This window comes from Nocardia sp. NPDC046763 (genome assembly GCF_040645495.1).
Taxonomy (GTDB): domain Bacteria; phylum Actinomycetota; class Actinomycetes; order Mycobacteriales; family Mycobacteriaceae; genus Nocardia.
In genome coordinates, this window is sequence record NZ_JBEYYI010000001.1 from 300,263 (window position 1) to 319,563 (window position 19,301).

General features: G+C 68.6%; 21 protein-coding genes and 1 pseudogene. 13 read left to right on the forward strand and 9 right to left on the reverse strand.

Annotated elements, in window-relative coordinates:
* Nucleotides 1-159: 159 nt before the first annotated feature.
* Both ABZ909_RS01420 and ABZ909_RS01425 read left to right on the forward strand, forming a co-directional pair.
* Nucleotides 160-741, forward strand: a complete 582-nt coding sequence (locus ABZ909_RS01420) for a hypothetical protein (protein WP_356995633.1) — start codon at nucleotides 160-162, stop codon at nucleotides 739-741.
* Nucleotides 742-870: 129 nt separating this feature from the next.
* Nucleotides 871-1,515, forward strand: a complete 645-nt coding sequence (locus ABZ909_RS01425) for a sigma-70 family RNA polymerase sigma factor (RefSeq protein ID WP_356995634.1) — start codon at nucleotides 871-873, stop codon at nucleotides 1,513-1,515.
* Here ABZ909_RS01425 and ABZ909_RS01430 read toward each other — a convergent pair.
* A complete protein-coding gene (locus ABZ909_RS01430) occupies nucleotides 1,499-1,738 on the reverse strand; it encodes a zf-HC2 domain-containing protein (RefSeq protein WP_356995635.1) in 240 nt (79 codons plus the stop codon). The two genes, ABZ909_RS01425 and ABZ909_RS01430, sit on opposite strands and share 17 nt — an antisense overlap.
* A 112-nt stretch (nucleotides 1,739-1,850) precedes the next feature.
* Here ABZ909_RS01430 and ABZ909_RS01435 point away from each other — a divergent pair, with 112 nt between their 5' ends.
* The gene (locus tag ABZ909_RS01435) at nucleotides 1,851-3,059 is read left to right on the forward strand and encodes an MFS transporter (RefSeq protein WP_356995636.1); all 1,209 of its coding nucleotides are present in this window, start codon (nucleotides 1,851-1,853) and stop codon (nucleotides 3,057-3,059) included.
* A 39-nt stretch (nucleotides 3,060-3,098) separates the two neighbouring features.
* Here the strand turns inward: ABZ909_RS01435 and ABZ909_RS01440 are convergent, their stop codons facing one another.
* The 4 genes from ABZ909_RS01440 to ABZ909_RS01455 form a co-directional block, all read right to left on the reverse strand.
* Nucleotides 3,099-3,890, reverse strand: a complete 792-nt coding sequence (locus ABZ909_RS01440) for an ABC transporter substrate-binding protein (protein WP_356995637.1) — start codon at nucleotides 3,888-3,890, stop codon at nucleotides 3,099-3,101.
* Nucleotides 3,833-4,711, reverse strand: a complete 879-nt coding sequence (locus tag ABZ909_RS01445) for a metal ABC transporter permease (RefSeq protein ID WP_356995638.1) — start codon at nucleotides 4,709-4,711, stop codon at nucleotides 3,833-3,835. The genes ABZ909_RS01440 and ABZ909_RS01445 overlap by 58 nt, the downstream gene beginning before the upstream one ends.
* On the reverse strand, nucleotides 4,708-5,304 hold the full coding sequence (locus ABZ909_RS01450; RefSeq protein ID WP_356995639.1) for an ATP-binding cassette domain-containing protein: 597 nt from the start codon (nucleotides 5,302-5,304) through the stop codon (nucleotides 4,708-4,710). The genes ABZ909_RS01445 and ABZ909_RS01450 overlap by 4 nt, the downstream gene beginning before the upstream one ends.
* A gap of 338 nt (nucleotides 5,305-5,642) precedes the next feature.
* The gene (locus ABZ909_RS01455) at nucleotides 5,643-6,827 is read right to left on the reverse strand and encodes an acyl-CoA dehydrogenase family protein (protein ID WP_356995640.1); all 1,185 of its coding nucleotides are present in this window, start codon (nucleotides 6,825-6,827) and stop codon (nucleotides 5,643-5,645) included.
* 85 nt (nucleotides 6,828-6,912) lie between these two features.
* Between ABZ909_RS01455 and ABZ909_RS01460 the strand changes: the two genes are divergently transcribed.
* The 4 genes and pseudogenes from ABZ909_RS01460 to ABZ909_RS01475 all read left to right on the forward strand — a co-directional run bounded on the left by ABZ909_RS01460 (nucleotide 6,913) and on the right by ABZ909_RS01475 (nucleotide 10,771).
* Nucleotides 6,913-8,580 (forward strand): CoA transferase, encoded by a 1,668-nt coding sequence (locus ABZ909_RS01460; RefSeq protein ID WP_356995641.1) that lies wholly within the window; start codon nucleotides 6,913-6,915, stop codon nucleotides 8,578-8,580.
* On the forward strand, nucleotides 8,577-10,223 hold the full coding sequence (locus ABZ909_RS01465) for a class I adenylate-forming enzyme family protein (RefSeq protein ID WP_356995642.1): 1,647 nt from the start codon (nucleotides 8,577-8,579) through the stop codon (nucleotides 10,221-10,223). Before ABZ909_RS01460 ends, ABZ909_RS01465 begins: the two co-directional genes overlap by 4 nt.
* Nucleotides 10,224-10,319: 96 nt before the next feature.
* A pseudogene (locus tag ABZ909_RS01470) lies at nucleotides 10,320-10,574 on the forward strand (MspA family porin); the annotation flags it as partial.
* A 38-nt stretch (nucleotides 10,575-10,612) separates the two neighbouring features.
* On the forward strand, nucleotides 10,613-10,771 hold the full coding sequence (locus ABZ909_RS01475; RefSeq protein WP_356995643.1) for a hypothetical protein: 159 nt from the start codon (nucleotides 10,613-10,615) through the stop codon (nucleotides 10,769-10,771).
* 73 nt (nucleotides 10,772-10,844) lie between these two features.
* On the opposite strand, the gene ABZ909_RS01480 is transcribed toward ABZ909_RS01475, so the two are convergent.
* A complete protein-coding gene (locus tag ABZ909_RS01480) occupies nucleotides 10,845-11,504 on the reverse strand; it encodes a YcnI family protein (protein ID WP_356995644.1) in 660 nt (219 codons plus the stop codon).
* A 270-nt stretch (nucleotides 11,505-11,774) separates the two neighbouring features.
* Here ABZ909_RS01480 and ABZ909_RS01485 point away from each other — a divergent pair, with 270 nt between their 5' ends.
* The 4 genes from ABZ909_RS01485 (at nucleotide 11,775) to ABZ909_RS01500 (ending at nucleotide 14,534) form a co-directional block, all read left to right on the forward strand.
* A complete protein-coding gene (locus tag ABZ909_RS01485) occupies nucleotides 11,775-12,338 on the forward strand; it encodes a hypothetical protein (RefSeq protein ID WP_356995645.1) in 564 nt (187 codons plus the stop codon).
* Between the two features lie 286 nt (nucleotides 12,339-12,624).
* On the forward strand, nucleotides 12,625-13,056 hold the full coding sequence (locus ABZ909_RS01490; RefSeq protein WP_356995646.1) for a copper resistance CopC family protein: 432 nt from the start codon (nucleotides 12,625-12,627) through the stop codon (nucleotides 13,054-13,056).
* 63 nt (nucleotides 13,057-13,119) lie between these two features.
* Nucleotides 13,120-13,824, forward strand: a complete 705-nt coding sequence (locus ABZ909_RS01495) for a hypothetical protein (protein ID WP_356995647.1) — start codon at nucleotides 13,120-13,122, stop codon at nucleotides 13,822-13,824.
* 77 nt (nucleotides 13,825-13,901) lie between these two features.
* Complete coding sequence (locus ABZ909_RS01500) at nucleotides 13,902-14,534, forward strand: YcnI family protein (protein ID WP_356995648.1); 633 nt, start codon at nucleotides 13,902-13,904, stop codon at nucleotides 14,532-14,534.
* Nucleotides 14,535-14,682: 148 nt separating this feature from the next.
* Here the strand turns inward: ABZ909_RS01500 and ABZ909_RS01505 are convergent, their stop codons facing one another.
* The 3 genes from ABZ909_RS01505 to ABZ909_RS01515 form a co-directional block, all read right to left on the reverse strand.
* A complete protein-coding gene (locus ABZ909_RS01505) occupies nucleotides 14,683-15,351 on the reverse strand; it encodes a YdcF family protein (RefSeq protein WP_356995649.1) in 669 nt (222 codons plus the stop codon).
* 11 nt (nucleotides 15,352-15,362) lie between these two features.
* Entirely contained in the window at nucleotides 15,363-16,157 is a 795-nt protein-coding gene (locus ABZ909_RS01510; protein WP_356995650.1) for a GntR family transcriptional regulator, read from the reverse strand.
* 428 nt (nucleotides 16,158-16,585) lie between these two features.
* Nucleotides 16,586-16,999: a hypothetical protein gene (locus ABZ909_RS01515; RefSeq protein ID WP_356995651.1), complete on the reverse strand. Its 414-nt coding sequence runs from the start codon at nucleotides 16,997-16,999 to the stop codon at nucleotides 16,586-16,588.
* 277 nt (nucleotides 17,000-17,276) lie between these two features.
* Between ABZ909_RS01515 and ABZ909_RS01520 the strand changes: the two genes are divergently transcribed.
* Together ABZ909_RS01520 and ABZ909_RS01525 are read left to right on the forward strand one after the other, a co-directional pair.
* Nucleotides 17,277-18,275: an AraC family transcriptional regulator gene (locus ABZ909_RS01520; RefSeq protein ID WP_356995652.1), complete on the forward strand. Its 999-nt coding sequence runs from the start codon at nucleotides 17,277-17,279 to the stop codon at nucleotides 18,273-18,275.
* A 133-nt stretch (nucleotides 18,276-18,408) separates the two neighbouring features.
* Entirely contained in the window at nucleotides 18,409-19,263 is an 855-nt protein-coding gene (locus ABZ909_RS01525) for an SDR family oxidoreductase (RefSeq protein WP_356995653.1), read from the forward strand.
* Nucleotides 19,264-19,301: the final 38 nt, after the last annotated feature.

Consider the following 19,301-nt stretch of genomic DNA (forward strand, 5'->3'; position numbering starts at 1 on the left):
GTCGGCCGAGGTGATCGCATCGTGGTGCTGAACCCGGGCGGGGACTGAGCCGTCCTATCGACGTGTGCCCGATCCCGACACTGCATTCATGGGATGACATGAGGTCGAGAAGCCCTCTGGCACAGGCGTTCGCGTGGTGATGCGACGATGGAGCGTGCCATGACCGACCCACTCGTGACCCCGGCGTCGCGTGCCGTGCGGGCGGCGATTTTCGCCGTGATCGCCGTCGCGGTGTCGGCCGCTGGGCACGGTCACGTGGTCGGGCACGGGCTGTCGTTCTCAGCGCTGGTAGTGGCGTGCGCCGCGACCGCCGCGGTGGCATGGGCTTTCGCGGATCGGCAGTGGGGTGTGCTGCCCATCGTCGGTGGTTTGGCCGGTATGCAGGTGGTCCTGCATCTGTGGTTCGGGCTCGCGCCGATGTCGGGCGGCCAGATGAACCACGGCGGTGGGATGGGCGACGGCGCGAGCGCCGGGTCGATCACGATGATCGCGGCGCACTCACTGGCCGCGATGTTCTGCGGCATCTGGCTGTGGCGCGGCGAACGGGCCTTGTTCGCATTGCTGCGTGCGCTGTACGCGCGCTTTTTCGTGCCGATGCTGCTCGTCTATCTCCATCCGAGTGTGCCTGCCGGTCTGCCGGCCGGGCGGATGGAGGAACACCGGGTTCCGAAGCCATCGGAAACCCTGCTACGGCATGTACTGGCTCGTCGCGGCCCGCCCGCTTGTGCATTCCAGGTCTGAACAGCTCACTGCCGGTGGCGAATTCGCCCACGGGTGACTGATCGACCGCCCCCTTCGCGGTGTGCCGCTGATCGTGCGGCGACCGATTCCGATCGACGTCTCATTGCTGTGGCGTCTGTAATCGAAGGCTTGGCAATGCACCTAATCCCTTCCGCGTCAGCGTCTGCGCGCGGCCTCATCCGGGCGAACGCGGCCCCGAACAGCCTCGCGGTCTCGGCGGATGATCAGCTGACCGCGCTCGCGCTGGCCGCCGGTCGTGGCGACCGCGGCGCCCTCGAAGAGTTCATCCGCGGGACCCAGCGCGACATCTGGCGCTTCATGGCGCATCTGACCGATGTGCAATCCGCCGACGACCTCACCCAGGAGACCTATCTCCGCGCGTTGCGCAGCCTGCCCGGTTTCGCCGGCAGATCCTCGGCGCGAACCTGGTTGCTGTCCATCGCCCGGCGCACCGTCGTGGACCGGATCCGAAGCGCCTCGGTGCGTCCGAAGAAGGCACCCGGCGACTGGCAGACCGCGATCGATGAGCGCTGCGAGCGTGACAGTTCCGATTTCCCCGAAATGCTCGCCATCGCAGACCTTTTGCGTGGTCTACCCGACGACCGCCGGGAGGCGTTCGTGCTCACCCAGATGCTCGGGCTGTCCTACGCGGAGGCGGCCGAGGCGCTCGGCTGTCCGGTCGGAACCGTCCGTTCCCGGGTGGCCCGTGCCCGGGAATCCCTGGTCCTCGCGTGGAAGGAGCCCGACCGGCCCATCGTCACGGGACCGAGCTGAGCGGCAAGTTCGGTGGCAGCTGTCGCAGGATGTCCGCCGTGAGGTCGGGAACCGGGGGTGCCGGGGTCGCTGTCGTCGTCTGGTGCAGCGATTCCGCGTGCCGGTACCAGGAACGGCAATCGGCGCAGGCGTCCAGGTGCCGATCGGCCGATCCGGCCGCGATGGGCTCCTGTTCGCCGTCGATTCGCGCGGACAGCGCTTCGCGGATCGTTTCGCACCTCATGGCTCAATGGTCGCGCAGGCCCGGAGCGAAGTTCCCGGCGGGCCGGACGGCGAGCCGAGTCCCGGACCGAATCCACGGGAACCGGGGCCGCTGCTCGTTCGACTTGTCGGGTGTGAGTGTGCGCGCGGAAACCCCGGCGGTCACGGCCATCCGCGGCTCGGTGCTGACGGTGCTGCTGATCACGGCGATGGCCCTATCGATGCTGCCGCTGTTCCTGCTGGGCGCGCTGGGTCCCCGGCTGGTCGGCGAATTCGGTATTGCCACAGGGCAACTGGGTTTGCTGGTGGCGGCCGGGTTCGGGGTGGCGGCGATACTGTCGCCGGTCGTCGGTCCCATGGTGGCGGCGCTGGGGGCCCGGCGCTGCCTGATCGGGATGTTCGCGCTGTCCACGCTGGCCCTCGTCCTGTTCGCGGCGGCACCGGGCTACGGGGGTCTGGTGGCGGCGATCGCGGTGTCGGGGCTGGGGCAGGCCCTGGCCAACCCCGCGACGAATCAATTGATCGCAACTCGTGTTCCGGCCGCCGCGCGCGGTGCGGTGGCCGGATGGAAGCAGTCGGGCGTGCAGTTCGGCGCGTTTCTCGCGGGCTTGCCCTTGGCGGCGATCGCGGGCGCGGTGGGCTGGCGCGCGGCCGTGGCCACCGCGGCGTCGACAGCGGCGCTGGCGGCAGCCGCTGCGCTGTCGGTGGCGAAAGATCCACAGCCGCCCCGTCTTTCGCCACTGGTGGTGGCACGCCCGCACGGCGACGCGGGCTGGATGTGCGGCTACTCGGTGCTGCTCGGGACCGGAATCTCGGCGATCAACACCTATATCGCGCTGTACGCCGCCAAGCAGCTGGGACTGTCCGCGAGCGCGGCGAGCGCCTTGGTCGCCGTGCTCGGCATCGCCGGAATCGCCGGGCGAGTGGGCTGGACCCGGTGGTCGTCCCGACTGCCCACTCCCGCGATCCTGCTGGGGCCCTTGGCCTTCGGTGCGGCGGTCGCGGCGCTGGGAATTCTCGTCGGGACCTGGTGGAGTGGCTGGGTGTGGCTGGGCGCGCTCGGCATCGGCTGCTGTGCGGTCTCGGCGAACGCGGTCTCGATGATGACCGTCATCGCGACGGCCGCGCCCGAGCAGGTGGGCCGTGATTCGGCGGTGGTGTCGGCGGGATTCTTCGCCGGATTCGTCATCGGGCCAACGATTTTCGGTGCGCTGGTGGACGCCTCGGACGGCCGCTACGGACCCGCGTGGACCCTGGTATCGGGGGCGTTCGCCGGGGCGGCAGTGGTGGCGTGGTGGTGGCGCGCGCGGACGGCGCGCAAGGTCGATCCAGCCGAACTGTGATCGCCCCGTCGGACACGCCGCCCACCCCGGCCCGGCCGCTCAGCCGTGCATCGCCGCGGTGAGCTTGGCGGCGGCGTCCCGGTAGACCGAGAGCAGATCCTGGTCCTGCGTGGGGTAATTGGTGAGATCGATCTGCTTGGCGGACGAGCCGGGCAGCACCTGACCGGTGCTCATCTGCTCATTGCCCAATACGTACTGCGGATTCTTGGCGGAGAGGTCCGCGACCTGCCCCGGGGTGATGGGTGCCGGACCGTAGGTGCCGAGCACCTGCGCGCCGGACAGCTGCGCAGCGAAGCCCATGAACGCCTGCTGCACCACCTTCGGCGGCCGCCCGCCCGGCCAGGCGGTCTTCACGTCGGTGGCGAGCTTGCCGTACTCGGTCTCGAAATCGACGATCCACTTGTCGGCGGTGGTGCGCGTGCCGAACAGGTCGCCCAGGCGGCGCACCTCGGATTCCATGGTGTCCTTGGCATTGTCGAGATTGACCTCGATCAGCGTGGCCTTCGAACCGGCCGCGTCCTTGATCTTGCCCGCGAAGCCTTCGAACTGCGCGTACAGCACGAAGTCGGCCTTGGCGACCGTGGCCAGATCCGAGGGCTTGGGATCGTAATCGGGGGCGTGCTTGATGGCGGCGGGCACGATGACCGTCACGTCGGAGGCCCCGGCGGCTTTGGCGAACGCCGCTTCCCACGAACTCGCGGCCACCACATGCGGGCCGTTGTGGCCATGGTCGCTGCTCGAAGAACAGCCGGTGGCAACGGCCGCACCGGTGATCAGTGCAATGGCACCGATCGCGGTGCGCGCGAGCCGGTTTCGTCGGATGAGGGCCATCCTCGTCTTCTCCAATCGGGTATCACATGGACGACGAGGGCGACCGCCCCCGCCAGCAGCACCAGGACCGGACCGGGAGGCAGGTCCAGCGCCACCGCGAGCGTGAAGCCCGCGATATTCACCACCACGCCCACCGCGACTGCGGTGATCGCCATGGTGGTGAGCGAATTCGCCAGCCGTCGCGCGGCCAGGGCGGGCAGCAGGGTCAGCGCGTCCACCAGCAGCGCGCCGGTGAGCCGGATGCCGGCGGCGACCGCGATCGCGACCAGTACCAGCAGGATCAGGGTGAGCCGGTCCACTCGTACACCGGAGCACGCGGCCAGTTCCCGATCGTGCAGCAGCAGTCCGATCTGGCGGCGGCGCAGCACGAACAGCAGCGGCACCACTGCGGCGAGCACACCGAGCAGCACCACATCGGGCGTGCGGGTGGCCAGGATGGATCCCCAAAGTAGTTCGAACGCGCCATTGGCGTTGACGCCCGAGATCGACAGCACCAGCAGTGCGCCCGCGATGGACAGGCTCATCAAAAGGCCCATGGCCCCGGACAATCCGGTGCGGCTGCGGGCCAACGGCGTCAGCGCCGCTCCCGATCCGCCGCAGGCCACCAGGGCGCAGAGCATGGGGTCCAGCCCGGTCAGCATGCCGACCGCGATGCCGAGCAGCGCCACGTGCATCATGGCGAACCGCACCGGCATGATGTCCAGGCCGATGATGACCACGCCCACGATCGGCAGCCCGACCGCGCCCAGCACCAGCGCGAACAACCCGCGCTGCACCGGAGCCAGCTGCCACACGTCCATGAAATTCGCGGCACTGTTCACGCGATCTCCTCATGCCGAGCGGGGATTTCGCGCAACCGGCCGTCGGCCATCTCGAGCACGCGATCACAGCGGTCGGCCAGCGCCCGATCATGGGTGACCACCAGCACGGTCACAGGGAGCGCCAGCAGTAATTCGGCCGCTTCGGCCTGACCGGCGAAATCGAGTGCGGCCGTGGGCTCGTCGGCCAGCAGTAGCCGTGCGCCCGAGGCGACGCAGCCGACCGCGCGGGCCAGATACATGCGTTGCAACTGACCGCCCGACAGCGTGTCCAGCGGCCGATCCGCGAAATCCGCCACACCGAGCCGCTCGCCCGCCTCCAGCGCCGCGCCGAGATCGCCACTGCTGACCAGCAATTCGCGCGCCAGCAGCGGAAACCGGCCGGAGGCCTGCCGCTGCGGAATCCAGGCCGCGACCTTGCGGCGGCGATCCCGATCCCGCGCCGACCGCGCCCGATCCCCGTCCACGGCAATGACACCCGACGACACCGGGTGCAGCCCCAGCAGCGCACGCAGCAGCGTCGTCTTCCCAGACCCGTTGGTACCCGTGAGCGCGACCCGCTCACCGGGCTCGACCACCAGATCGACGTCTCGCACGACCGGCCGCCGGTCGTGCGCACAGCACAACCCGGTCAGCTCTACCCTAGATCCCGCTCGCACCCTCAGCTCCACTCGTCGTCGATCCACAAGTCGTGCCGCGAATCGATTCGTTCCCGGGATTTCGAGGTAGTCGTCCGTTGCTCGCCGCCGCTCGCGGACATACCCGGGCAGGCCGACATGGATCGATCCGCGATCCACCCCTCGGTGAAGGGCGACGCGTTGCGCTTTAGTCAGCCCAAATCGCCTGGGGCCGAAGCGACTTCGTCCCGATGTGAACGGCTCTCGCGCCGGCGGACGATTCCCACGGTCCGACGATCGCCGCAGCGGGTGGGGCGTCAGTTGGCGGGCGGTAGACCCTGGCCGGAGTAGTCCCGCAGGAGGCGGCGGGCGGTGGCGGTGATGTGGAATTCGTCTGCGCCGTCGAGGATGCGCGCGGCGCGGGCGGTGCGCAGCAGGCGGGGGAGACCTGTTGCGGCGGTGAGGCCCTCGGCGCCGTAGACCTGGATGGCGGCATCCACGGCGGTGCCGAGGGCGCGGGCGGCGGCGGTCTTGGCCAGGCCGACCTCGACATGGGCGAGGGCATCGGCGACCACCGGGCGGACGGCCTCGGCGGCGAGCAGGCGTGCCGAGCGGAGCTGTAGCTCGGACTCGAACACGAGCTGCTGGATCAGCTGGCGATCGGCGAGAACGCCGTCGCCGAGTCGGCGTTCGGTCGCGCGGCGGGCGAGTTGTTCCACCGCGCGTTGGGCCTGCCCGATCCACCGCAGCGCGCGCAGGGTACGCCCGAGCGCGAGCCGTTCGGCCGCCAGCGCCATCCCGGCGCCGACCGCGCCCAGCAGGTGCGTGCCGGGCACACGGACCCGATCGAATTCGATCTCGTGCTGGCCGCCCGCGCCGAGCACGTCGACCTCTCGGATCACCCGGAATCCCGCGACGGTGGTCGGTACGGCCAGGATCGAGAACGCTTGCCGGGTGGGCAGATCCATGCCGGTGCGGGCGACGACGAGCACCCAGTCGGCGCGGGCGGCGGCCGTGATGAACCATTTGCGGCCGGTCACGATCCATCCACCGGACCCGTCGCGGACTGCCGTGGTGCGCAGTCCGCTCGGATCGGACCCGGCCACTCCGGGCTCGGTCATGGCGTACGCCGCCTTGGCGGTGCCGGTCACCAGCTCCGGGAGCAGGCGCGCACGCAACTCCGGATGCGCGTGCGCGCCCAGCATGCGGACGGTGAGCAGCGCCGAGGAACCGAGCGCCTCCGGCCCGTGATCGCTGCGGCCCTCCAGCTCCGCGAGCGCGAGGTAGTCCGTCAGCGGGACGCCTCCGCCGCCGTGTTCGCGTGGTAAGGGCAGCGCCCACAGTCCGGCGGCAATGGCTTGCTCGCGCAGGGTGGCCCACGCCGCGCGGTCATCGGCGTCGAGCTCGTCCTCGACCGGAATGACCTGGGAGTCAACGAATTCCCGAACCCGGGTCGGCAGGGTCGTGGACGCCGTGGATGCAGGGGGTGATTCGGGTGACATGTCCCGATCGAACCATTTGTCGGAACTCTTCTGCCCTTCCGGCCGACTCGTTGACTGCACACCCGAATCCGGCGGAAGGCGCGCAATGTCGCACACACACGCAACCAAACCGGCGGTCGCCCCTCTGCTCGCGGGCGCGACCGCGACCGTCGGCGGGTCCGGCGCGGCGGCCGAGGTGCTGCGCATCCACCTCGACGCACTCGGCGCAGCCGTCACCGTCGGCGATCTGCCCCGCGGCGTGGCGGCGACGGCGCACCTCGCCCTCCCGGACGGCACGCGGCGCGAGCTGACGGTGGATTGGGCGGGCCCGCTCACCGAACCGGCGCTCACGAATGAGACTGCCGTGCAGGCGATCTGCGGGGTAATGCACGTCAACGGGCGCCGGGCCGGTCGGCCTCGGGGACTCTCGGTCGACTATTGCGAGACCGCCGCAGGAGCTCTCGCCGGAACCGCGCTGCTGGCAAGCCTGCTGGCCGCGTCGGGTGGCTTCGCCCGGGTCGAGACCAGCGTCGCCGAGGCCGCCCTGCTGTCGATATCCCAGTACCTGGCCGCGGCCGGCGCCGACGATCCCGAAGCCGTGGGCCTCGCCCCGGGTGGCCCGCCGTTCACGAGCGCCGACGGCATCCGCTTCGAAATCGAGTCGCTGCAACCGGAGCCATGGGGTGCGTTCTGGACCGAGCTGGGTGCGGAACCCAGGGCCTTGCGAAAAGGCTGGCGCCCCTTCCAATTCCGCTACGCCACCGCGACCGCGCCGCTCGCCGAGAACCTGCACGATACCACCCGCGCCCACACCTTCGACCAGATCCGGGCGGTCGCCGCGCACTCCGGGGTACAGGTGTGCCGCCTGTACAGCGCGGCGGAATCCGATACGCCCTCCCCGCAGTCGCTGCCTGCGCCGTGGACGGTGATGCCGGTCCCGAATTCGCCGCTCGCCCAGCCGGATCGATGTCACGGTACCCTCGAAACTCCGCTGAGCGGCCTCGCCGTCCTGGAAGCGGGCCGCCGGGTGCAAGCGCCGCTGGCCGCTCACCTGCTGCGCCTGTTCGGAGCCGACGTGACCCGTATCGAACCGCCGGGTGGCGACCCGCTGCGCGAGATGCCGCCGTGCAGCGGCGATCTGTCGTCGCGCTGGCTGGCCCTCAACCGGCGCAAGCGGGCGGCCGAGTTCGACATCAAATCCACCGCAGACCGGAAGCGCCTGTGGGCGCTCGCCGCCGAATCCGATGTATTCCTGCACAATTGGGCTCCCGGTAAGGCAGAGGTGCTGGAACTCTCGGCCACCGACATGCCGCCCGGCATCGTTCACGTCTACACCTCCGGCTGGTCCGGCCTCGACCTCGGCGATCTGCCGCCCGGCACCGACTTCATGGTCCAGGCCCGCACCGGCCTCGCGGAACTGGTCGGCCCGCCGTGCGCACCGCCCGCACCCTCGCTGATGACCCTGCTCGACGTGCTCGGCGGCATCCTCGGAGCGGAGGCCGCCGTCGCCGGACTGCTGCTGCGGCAGCGCGACCGCACCGGTGCCGCAGTCGAGAACAGCCTGTTGAGCGCCTCGAATACGCTGCGCCGCTGTGGCGTCCGCCCGCAGATGGCGGATCGGCAGCCAATTCCCGACGGGGACGGCTGGACGACCGGCACCGTGGCGGTCGCCACCGATCTCGGTGACCTCCTCACCGATGCGCGCTTCGCCTCGGTGATCGGCCGCGACGAATTCGGCTGCCCCGCCCTGGGCACCCCGTGGAGAATCTCGTGAGCAGCAGCGAAAGGACCGCCGCGCACTGGTATTCGGACCTGGTGCCCGCTGAGCTCCGGAACTCCTGGGCTCGATCCGGGTACTACCCCGGCCGCGACATCTACACGCTGTACACCGCGCGGTGCGCACAGCATCCGGACAAGCCCGCTGTGATCGACGCCGACGGCACCGTCACCTACGCCGAGCTCGATGAACAGGCCCGGCGGCTCGCGGCCGGACTGTCCGGGCTGGGCGTAACCGCCGACGATGTTGTCGCCGTGCAGCTTCCGAACGGACGCCTCGCCTGTGCCGCGGACCTGGCCATTGCCGCGCTCGGGGCGGTCGTGCTGCCTTTCCCGGTGGGACGCGGCGGCCGGGAAGCGGCGAGCCTGCTACGGCGCTCCGAAGCCGTCGCCGTCATCACCCTGGCCGAACACAATGGCTTCCCCTGCGCCGCACGCATCCGCGAAATGGCGGCCGAACTGCCCGCACTCCGCGCGGTTGTCGCCGTCGGGCGGCACGTCGCGCGCGGCTGCGTGCCCGTGCACGCCCTGCTCGCCACCGACGCGTGCGAATTCCGCGCCCGGACCGTGGATCCCGACGGCCCGGCCCGGATTCTTGTCACCTCCGGTTCGGAGGCCGAACCGAAAATGGTGCTCTACTCGCACAATGCGCTGGCGGGCGGGCGGGGGGCCATGCTGGCCGCGCTACACGATGACCCGTCCACCATGCGCAATATGTTCCTGGTTCCGCTGGCCTCGGCGTTCGGTTCCAGCGGCACGTCGGTCACCCTGGCCACCCTGGGGGCGACGCTGGTGTTGCAGCCCAGGTTCGAGCCTGCCGCGACGCTCGCCATGATCGAAAGGGCCGCTCCCACACATCTGCTCGGCGTCCCGACCATGCTGCGCATGCTGCTCGATCATCCGGCCATCGCCTCTGCGGACCTGTCGAGCCTGCGGGCGGTGGTGGTCGGCGGCTCCACCCTCGATACGCCGACCGCCGTGCGCGGTCGCGAGGTGCTGGGCTGCCCGGTGATCAACCTCTACGGATCCGCCGACGGCGTCTCCTGCCATACCGCCCTCGACGATCCGCCCGAACGCGCTACCACCGCCGGTCGTCCCCATCCCGCCGTCGCCGAAATCCGGGTCGTGGACCCCGAATTCACCAGCCTGCCACCCGGATCGGTGGGCGAGATCGTATCCCGCGGGCCGATGTCGCCGATGTGCTACGTCCACGACGCCGACCTGGATCGCACGCTGCGCACCCCCGACGGCTGGACCCGGACCGGTGACCTCGGCGTCCTCGATCCGGACGGATACCTGACGATCGTGGGCCGCAGCAAGGACGTCATCATCCGGGGCGGGCTCAATATCAGCCCGGCCGAGGTGGAATCGTTGCTCCTCACCCATCCGGCCATCACCGACGTGGCCTGCGTGGCGCTGCCGGATCCGCTGTACGGAGAACGGTTGTGCGCCTGCGTCGCCGCCACCGCCATGCTGACCCTGCGCGATCTCACCGAGCATCTCGCCGGGCGCGGCCTGGAACCGCGCAAGTTCCCCGAGCGCCTGCTCGCATTGCCGGCGCTGCCACTGGGCCCGGCGGGGAAGGTCGATCGCCGCGCCCTGCGGCGGATGGCGGAATCGCACGAAAACCGTTCTGCCTGAACATAATGTGGTGATCCACCTCACCCGACGGCCGGGAACCCGGGGCGATCGCATCCGACTAACTGTCCGGAAAACGCAAGTCACAGTTGATGAAGGACCCTCGGCCCGGGGCAGGCCCTGGCCTTCCACCTGTTGGATCTGGAACAGCCCGACGACTTCGGCCGTGAGATCCACCACTGGCGCAATGAATTCCACGGTCTGAACGGCAGCGTCAGCTGGTCCGACGAGACCATCGGCCTGTCGGGCTGCGGCGGCTACGCCCAGGCCCGCTCGTTCGTGAACGTCGAGGTGGAAACCGATAACGTCACGACGTGGGTCACGCTCTGGGGACAGCCCTTCAGTCTCGGGTGACCGAGCGGACTCGAGTGACTGCCAGAGAGGAATCGGCGATGAGTACACGGCTCGGCGTCAAACCCAGGATCGCTGGATTCGTGCTCGTGCTCGCGGTCGTGTTCGGTGCGGCCTGGACGGTCGGCTCGTGGGCTGCTCCCGGCCACTCCGGGCCGCCCGCTCCGACGACGACGGCCCGTCACGGCCACAGCCACTGAGCAGACGCGCGGCCGACGGGTACGTGCCCGGGTGGGCGTACCGGTCGGCCGCGGCGCGGGGTCGGGTAACGCGTCAGGACTTGCGGCGGGCGACTCCGAGGCCGAGGCCGCCGAGCAGGCCCAGTGCACCCAGCACGATGCCGATGCTGCCGAGCCAGCGGGCCGTCGTGTCCTTCTCCGACTGGGACTGCGGCGCCGCGGTCTTGACATCACCGTGGTCGGCCGCCGCCCCGGACGGCTTCGGGGCCAATTGCAGGACCGGAGCGGGATTCTCGGGTTCGGAGCCACCCGACGACGTCTGGTCCCACTTCACGGTTTGCCCATCCGCATACGTCTGAGTGGCGGGCATGGTGATCGAATCGGTGTCGGGCAGGCCATCGGCCAGTACGGCGAAGGACCCGAACTGTCGGGGGCCGATGCCGCCGCCCGGGTCCGCGGTCCAGGTGACGCCGGTGACCTTGTGGTCGGCGTTCCGCGAGACCTCCGCGCGCCACCCGGGCATCGTCTGGGTGTTCACCTCCGTGAGCGCCGGGAATTGCACGGTCAGTGCAGTGGTCGGGCTGCCGGTGGCCGACTCGTTCGGCACCCGGAACGTCAATACGGCCGAACCGCCCCGGGCGGCATCGGGCCCGGAGACGCTGACATGGGCACCCGCGGGTGCGGCCGCGATCACGACCGCCGCGGCCGCGGCGATGCCGGTGAACCCGGCTCGATATATCCATGAATTGTTCATCGAAACGGTCACTCCTTCGTCTGAACGGGATCGGAGACAACCTCGCGCTCTCCGTAGCCTATGTCACGATTCAGAGCGGATATCTATAACCCGCCGACCGGTGTCGAACCGGTTGGGCCGGGCCGCCGAATCCCTTCCGTTCAGAAGCGAATTGGTTTTACGGCCGAGTTGATTTCAGGTCGCGGAAGGGATTTCGGGAATTCTGGAGGACCGGTTATAGTCTTCGCGAATCCATTCTGGCTCTGGTCTTGTCTGTGAAGGTTGTCGACGATGGTTGTGCTCGCCTGTGCCGGCGCTCCTTCGCGTGACCGAATACGTGGCAGCCTGGCCGGAATTCTGTGCGGGCTATTGGCCATAGCGGCCCACGGCTTCGAGGGTGACCTGCCGCATTCGGCGGCGCTGACACTGCTTCTACTGGTCAGCGGTACCGTCGGCGCGGCGGTCGGATCTCCCGTGGGGCGTGGACGGATCCGGCTCGTCGCGGCGCTCGGAGCGGGGCAGTTCCTCGCGCACAATGCGCTGATGATGGCAACCGTCGCAGGTCATTCCCACGCCACCGTCGAAGGGTCGGGCGTCACCGGGTGGGCGATGCTGGCCGCACACGCCGCGGCCACCGTGCTCGCCGCATTGCTGATCGCCGCCGTGGAGCGCATCTACGCCGCGGTATCGCGTGCCGTCTGGTCGTTGTTCGCGCACTTCGAATGGCTTGCGCCGGGTGATGATCGGCTGGTCCGCACGCCCGATACGCACGTCCGGCCGCCCGGTGCGCTGCTGCTCGGCGCCATCTCCCGGCGTGGCCCGCCGATCTCTTCCGCCTTCGTGACCGCGCTCTGATCCGGGTAGGCCCGGGTACGCGCGTATCGGAGGCTGTCCTTGTGCCCGTCGCGGATACGTGGTCCGCGCCGGAAGGATATCGGTGCGTCCATTTTCGGTCCGGCTCACGGCTGCGTAATTCGCGCGGTGAGAAATTATCCCCCGGCCGTATGTAATTGACCTCTGTGCACTGATATCGAAATCGCGCGGTGTCGATCGTTCATCGACCATTGGCAATTCGTGCTGCGCGAATGACGGATTCATGCTGCCGTCGATCGTTCCGGTCGGCGTGTGGAAGGGAAATGCTTTGTCGAGCAACAAATTCACGTGGCCCCGTCGCGGGCTGCCCCGGCTGCGGCCCGCGTTCACGGTGCTGGCTGCGGCACTGATCGGCGCGACCGTGCTGGGCACCGGAGTGGCCGACGCGCACTCGCATATCACGCACGCCGAGCCTGCCGACGGCGCAGTGCTGCAAGCGGGCCCGCCGCAGGTGAGCGTCACCTTCAACGAGAAGGTGGAAGATCCGGAATTGGCGGTGAGCGGTCCGGACGGCAACACCTATTCCGTCGGCGACGTGCACGTCGACGGTCGCACGCTCAGCGTCGATCTGGCCCCGCTGGGCCCGGCCGGGCTGTACACCACCCACTTCACCGTGACCTCCAAGGACGGCCACCGCATCGAGGGGCAGCGCACGTTCACGCTGGCCCAGCCCGGTGACGGCACCGGACCGCAGCAGTAGTTCCCCTCCTCCCCACAGCTTTTCGTCTCGCGGACCGAAGTTCGCGAGGAAGGACATCCCCTGATGAAGACTCTGAACAAGTTCACCGCCACCGCCGCGCTCGCCGTCGCCGCGCTCGCCATCACCACCGGCACCGCCGCCGCCGACGCCCCCGCGACTCAGGAACGACCGGGCAGCACCGTCAGCACCGACATCGTCCCCGGCATCCACTACACCGCCAATGTGGTGGATCACTCCGTCGTGCTGCGCACCGACGCCGGCCGGATCAATGTGCGTGGCAGCCAGTTCGAGGTGCTCGACGCCGACGGCAAGCTGGCATTCGGCATGCCGCTGACCTACCAGCTGGACAAGAAGGACTGGCCGATCGCCGCGCAGGTCGACGCGGACGGCCGGACCATCACCCTCACGCCGAGTGCCGACCCCGCGCAGGCCACCCCCGCCGCCGAGGTCGCCCTGAAGCCGATCTTCTCCCAGGACGACTTCAACGACGCCCTCGGCGTGGCGGGCACTCAGATCGGCCTGGCCACCGCGATCGGTGGCATGCTCGGCGCGGCCATCGGGCTTGTCGGCGGCTGCATCGCCGGTGCGATCGTCGGCACCGAGCTGATGCCGCCGGCGTTCCTGGTCGGTGCGCCCGGCGGCTGCATCGCGGGCGCGGGTGTCGGCGCGGGGCTCGGCACCGCCATCGGCACCATCGCCATCGGCGCACCGGTGACCGTGGTCAGCCTGATCCAGATGTACAACACCCTCACCCACAGCGAGAATTGATCCGCGTCCCGGGTGTCCCGCGTCGCCGGGACACCTGGGCACGGTGAATTCGGCTACCTCCGAACGGATTTCCTGCCATGGCCCTCTCCTCCGCTGCCCGGACCGCCATCACGGCCGCGATCAGCGCCGCCGCCCTCCTCGCCAGTGCGGGCGTCGCCTCCGCGCACGTCACCGTGTCCGCCCCCGACGCCATCCAGTCCGGTGACGCGGTCCTCACCTTCCGCGTCCCCAACGAGTCCGGCACCAATAGCCCGACCACCGCACTGACCGTTCAGTTCCCGTCCCTGCTGTCGGTCGACGCCCAGCCGATTCCGGGGTGGAAGTCGGTCATCACCAAGGACGCCGCCGGCAAGGTCACTGCCGTCACCTGGACCGCCGATCCCGGCGCGGGCATCGCACCCGGCCAGTTCCAGCAGTTCCAGGTCCTCGCAGACGATCTGCCCGACCAGGACCACCTCACGTTCCCGGCCACCCAGACCTATTCCGACGGCGAGGTCGTGAAATGGGATCAGGCCGATAACCCGGACGGCACCGAACCCGAACGTCCGGTCCCTACACTGGATCTCGCGCCGAAGGGCTCCGACCACAAGTCGGCCGCGGCGGCCACCACCGACCACGACACCACCGCGCGCTGGCTCGGTGGCATCGGAATCGCCCTGGCCATAGGAGCACTCGGTGGCACCGCGTTCGCGGCCCGTCGCCGCGCCTGAGAATCCGCTCGCGAGGTACCAGGTCGCGCCCGTGTCCGTCACCGGACACGGGCACGACCTCAGACGACGGTGAAGTTCCCGCCCGAGGTCGACGCCTGTTCCAATCCTGATGCCGCCCATGCCTCATGGCTATGAATGCATCGGTCTGCTACTCGGGCAGCAATCGGCGGACGAACCCAGCGCCGACCAGGCGTGAATACGCCGCCCGAACCTCATCCGGTACGTCCTGCTCGATCGCCCAGCCCTTCGCGGGGTAGACCCAGATGCGCTGTGTATCGCCGACCAGCATGGTGATCACCCGATCTACGTCACCGATCTCGGCGACGTAGTCATCGAGTGCAAGCGGAAGAGACCCGCAGATCGCATCCACCTCGGGCCAGCGCTTCCGGCAGATGGCATAGCTTCGACGTTGCTGGTACGGACGGGAAATCAACATCACCGATTCGACCGAGCCCAGGCTCTGGCGTTCGCTGAGCAGCGCTCTGACGAAATCGATGTTCTCCCCGGTGTTGGTCGCCGAGGGCTCGACCAGGATCGCTGAAGCTGGCACGCCCAGCTCGACCGCGCGCTCCCGGAAATGCACTGCCTCGCCACGAGGGAAGCGGTCCACGGTGGTAGGCGCATTCGCCCCCGTGAATACGATCAGCGGGAAAACGCCTGCGTGATAGAGGTTTGCCGCATGTGCCGCGACCCCGATGTCATGGCCGCCGAGCCCGATCCCGACGTCGACCCGCCGCACCTCGTGGTGCATCTGGTTGTAGTCCCAGAGGATTTCGACGTCCGAGCGGTACACCGCCGGCAAGGTCGTCGTGGACATCGGATGCTCCTCTACTCGGGCAGCTTGAAGTTGTATGTCCATGAGAAGCGGGATGCTGCGTGTACCCCACGCGCAAACTCGATCAGAACATCACTCGCGGTGTAGGTACGGCGCGTAAGGATCATCACGGGCTCACCGGTGGGAAGCTCCAGACTCTCCCTTTCCTGTGGGGTAGGCATACGCGCGAAGATCGTTTCGGACATGTGGTCGGGTTCGAAACCCTGCAGAGTGAGAATCGAGAAGCCGCCGCCGGGTCCGGCGGGCCCTGGTGCTGGGTCGACCAGTGGTGTTCCTTCGACAATCCGCGGGATGTAGTAGCTGGTGAGAGTGTGGGTCGGTCGGCCGTCATCCCGCACCGTGCGGGCGCGCTCGTAGACGAGCGAACCTGGTTCCAGCCCATAGGCTTCCAGCACTTCCGGATCGGCTTCGACAAGTGCGACGGTCTGCGTTTGGTCGGTTTGTTGCCACGGCCGCCCGGACGCTTCACGGTCTGCGATGAAGGCGACGGTTTCGCCGTACTTCCACTTCTGCTTCGAGTACCGCTCCATGCCCAGTCGTCGCATCGGCGGGCGCTCGCGGACGACGGTCCCCCGTCGCCTGATCGGAGTCACCAATCCCTCGGTTTCGAGCAGGCCCACTGCCTGGCGGACGGTCTTGATGTTGACGTCGTACTGCTCGGCGATTTCTTCCTGCTTGGGAAGTGTTGTGCCGGGGAGGTATTCGCCCCGCACGATCGCATCGCGCAGACTGGCTGCCAACTCACGGTATCCGCTCATGTCGCTCGAAGACTCTCCGGTCGCTTCCATGGATCGTTGCCGATAAGAGTAGCTGTAATCGGGAGGGTGAGGTCTTGAGCTATATAGAACCGGTTATATTCGCCTCATCTTTGGCTATTCTCGGATAGAGCTACCTCTATTGAGCCGTTGCGAACGGGAGGAATGGTCATGTCGAGTGCTGGGGAGCGGAACTGGATTCACGATGACTGCGAGAAGGGGTACGTGTACCCCTTGGATCGCCAACGCGCTGAAGGCATTTTGAAGATCCACACCCGATGCGACCCGCCCTGTCCGCGCAAGTCGACCGCAGCCGAATATCTGGCAGGGCGAGTTGTCGCGAACAACTCCCACGATGGGATGTAGGGCGAAAACGGTAGTGGTTCCTGCGCCCCGGGTGCGCCCGTCGCTTCTCGCCGCCATCGTCCTGGCGGTGCGGCGCAGGCGTTGACCCGGCTTCGTCAGCCGAGGTGATCGAAGCGTCGCTTCGTGGTCGTGACAGGCGAATTCAGGGTCAGGTCGAGTACGGTGACCGTCACATCGGTGATGGATCCGGATTGGAACTTGGCCGACTCGCCGAACAGCTGAACGGGATTCACCGTGACGATCGCCTGCTGGGGCTGGCCGATGCAGTTGACCGGGGCGAGGGAGCTGCCGTTGACTCCCGTGCCCAGGTAGGGCGTCGCGCGGACCGTTACCGACAGCTCCGCGCCGAGGCCGGCGCTGCACTGGTAGGAAACACCGATCACGGCATTGCCATTGGTTTCTCGGGCGGTGTCGACGGTGAGCGTGGCGGTCGCGTCCGCGGTGCCGGTGGCCAGCACGGTGGTGACGGCGAGCGCGCCGAGTGCGGTGACGAGGGAACGTGCGTGCACGGTGTTTCCTTGCTGTCCGGGCGGCTACCACACGAAGCACCGACGACGCGGCAACCAGCCGGTCCATCGACCCGCATGCCGATTTCAATACCGTTGGCCTGCACTATTTTTCGGATTCCAGCGGTGCCTCGGAAGTGAGGATAGCGGATAGCAAACCAACCGTGACGAACTTTTGAGACTTTCACCTCAAGTTACTGGTCGGCTGACCGGGAACGGGGTCGCGCCGGTCCGGCCGCGCCGCGCCCCCTGGCCGGACCGGGTTGCTAGGTTCGTGTCCGTGTCGGCGCGCACCGTTCCCATCCACTTCGTGCTGCGACTGCTGCGGGAAGCCGAGCGGCGTGGGCTCGACGCCATGCCATTGGTGCTGGCGTCGGGGCTGACTCCGGCGATGATGGACAACCCGCAGGCCCGGGCGACCGTGGATCAGATGTCCGTGCTCACCCGGGCGGTCTGGAAGCTCACCGGGGACGAGCTGTTCGGGCTCGGACCTTCAGTACCGCGCGGGACCCTGAATCTGCTGGGCATCTCGCTCGTCCACGCCGAGGATCTGCGCGATGTGATCGCCCGCGCGTGCGAGGGCACCGCGGTGATGTCCGGCGCCCCGGACATCACCGCCGAGTTCGGAGTGGAACGCACGCGCGTGGAGATCGATCTGAGCCGCCTCGACGATCCCGAGCACCTGGGTTCCGAATCGATGATGGCGATGCTGCACCGCTTCGTCGGCTGGCTCATCGGCCGCCGGATCGTGCTGCGGTCGATCGAGTTTCCCTATCCCGCCCCGCCGCATGCCGACTTCTACGACGTGATCTTTGGGCGCACACCGATTTTCGGGGCCCGGCAGACCGCCATGACCTTCGACAGCGAGCTGCTCACCCTGCCCGTCGTGCGCACCGAACGCGAAATGCGGGAGTTCGTGCGCGCTATGCCGATGACCTGGTACTCCACCCGCGACGATGAGCCGAGCACCGGCGAACGGGTACGACGGGTGCTCGAACGCGGCCTGAAGGGTGAGTGGCCCACCTCCGAGGACATCGCCGCCCGCCTCGCCGTGAGCGTTCCGCACCTGCGCCGCCTGCTGCGTGAAGAGGGCACCTCCGTGAGCCGGATCAAGGAGGAGATCCTGCGCGACGCCGCCGTCGCCAGCCTGGTCCGCGGCGAGGAGTCGGTCGAGGACCTGGCGCAACGCCTGGGCTTCTCCGAGGCGAGCGCGTTCCGCCGCGCTTTTCGCCGGTGGACCGGCAGCCCGCCCGGTGCGTATCGATCCGGCGGCGAATAACTTTCGCGGCCCATGCTCGCCGCGGTCATGGATTTCGCGCGATGCGGTCATGGTGTGGCGGCCGCTGTGCGACGGACGATCGGTAGAGCGTGTTCGGCTCTGCCGGACCGGTCGCATGGAAGGAACACTCGCAATGACGCAGGCCGATATGGCCGGATCCGTCGTCGCCATCACCGGCGCGGCGCGCGGTATCGGCAGGGCCACCGCCGAGGCGTTCGCCCGGGCCGGGGCCAAGGTGGCCATCGGAGACCTCGACGCCGAGCGGGCGAAGGTCACCGCGGACGAGCTGACGCATGCGGTGGGCGCGGCCGTGATCGGCCTGCCGCTGAATGTCGCCGACACCGCCTCCTTCACGGGCTTCCTGGATTCGGCCGAGCGGCAACTGGGCCCGCTCAACGTGCTGGTCAACAATGCGGGCATCATGCCGACCGGCGAATTCCTCGCCGAGAAACCCGCAATGACCGAGCTGCAGATCGACGTCAATATCCGGGGCGTCGTCAACGGCTCCCGGCTCGCGGGGCAACGGTTCGCCGAACGCGGGCGCGGGCACATCGTCAACATCGCCTCCATTGCCGGACTCACCGGCGAGCCCGGCCTGGCGACATACTGCGGCACAAAGCATTTCGTCATCGGCTTCACCGAAGCGCTGCACCGGGAACTGCATCCCGCGGGTATCGGCGTCACCATGGTGCTGCCGGGATTCATCAATACCGAGCTGGCTGCCGGCACCCGCCCACCTGCCTGGTCGCGCGCGCTGGCCATGCGAGAACCGCAGGATGTCGCGGCCGGAATCGTCGCCGCGGTCATCCGGGACGCCCGGACCATCACCGTGCCGGCCACCATGGGCGTGCTGCTGAAGGCCACCCGGCTGCTGCCGGGTCGGTTGCGCCTGGCGGCTGTTGACGCACTCGGCTGGGGTGACGTCTTCACCGCGCCGGATCAGGCGCAGCGGGAGAAGTACCACCGCCGCCTGGCGGGAGAACAGTGATGGCGACGGTCGAGCAGACCATCGAACGAGGCGTGTTC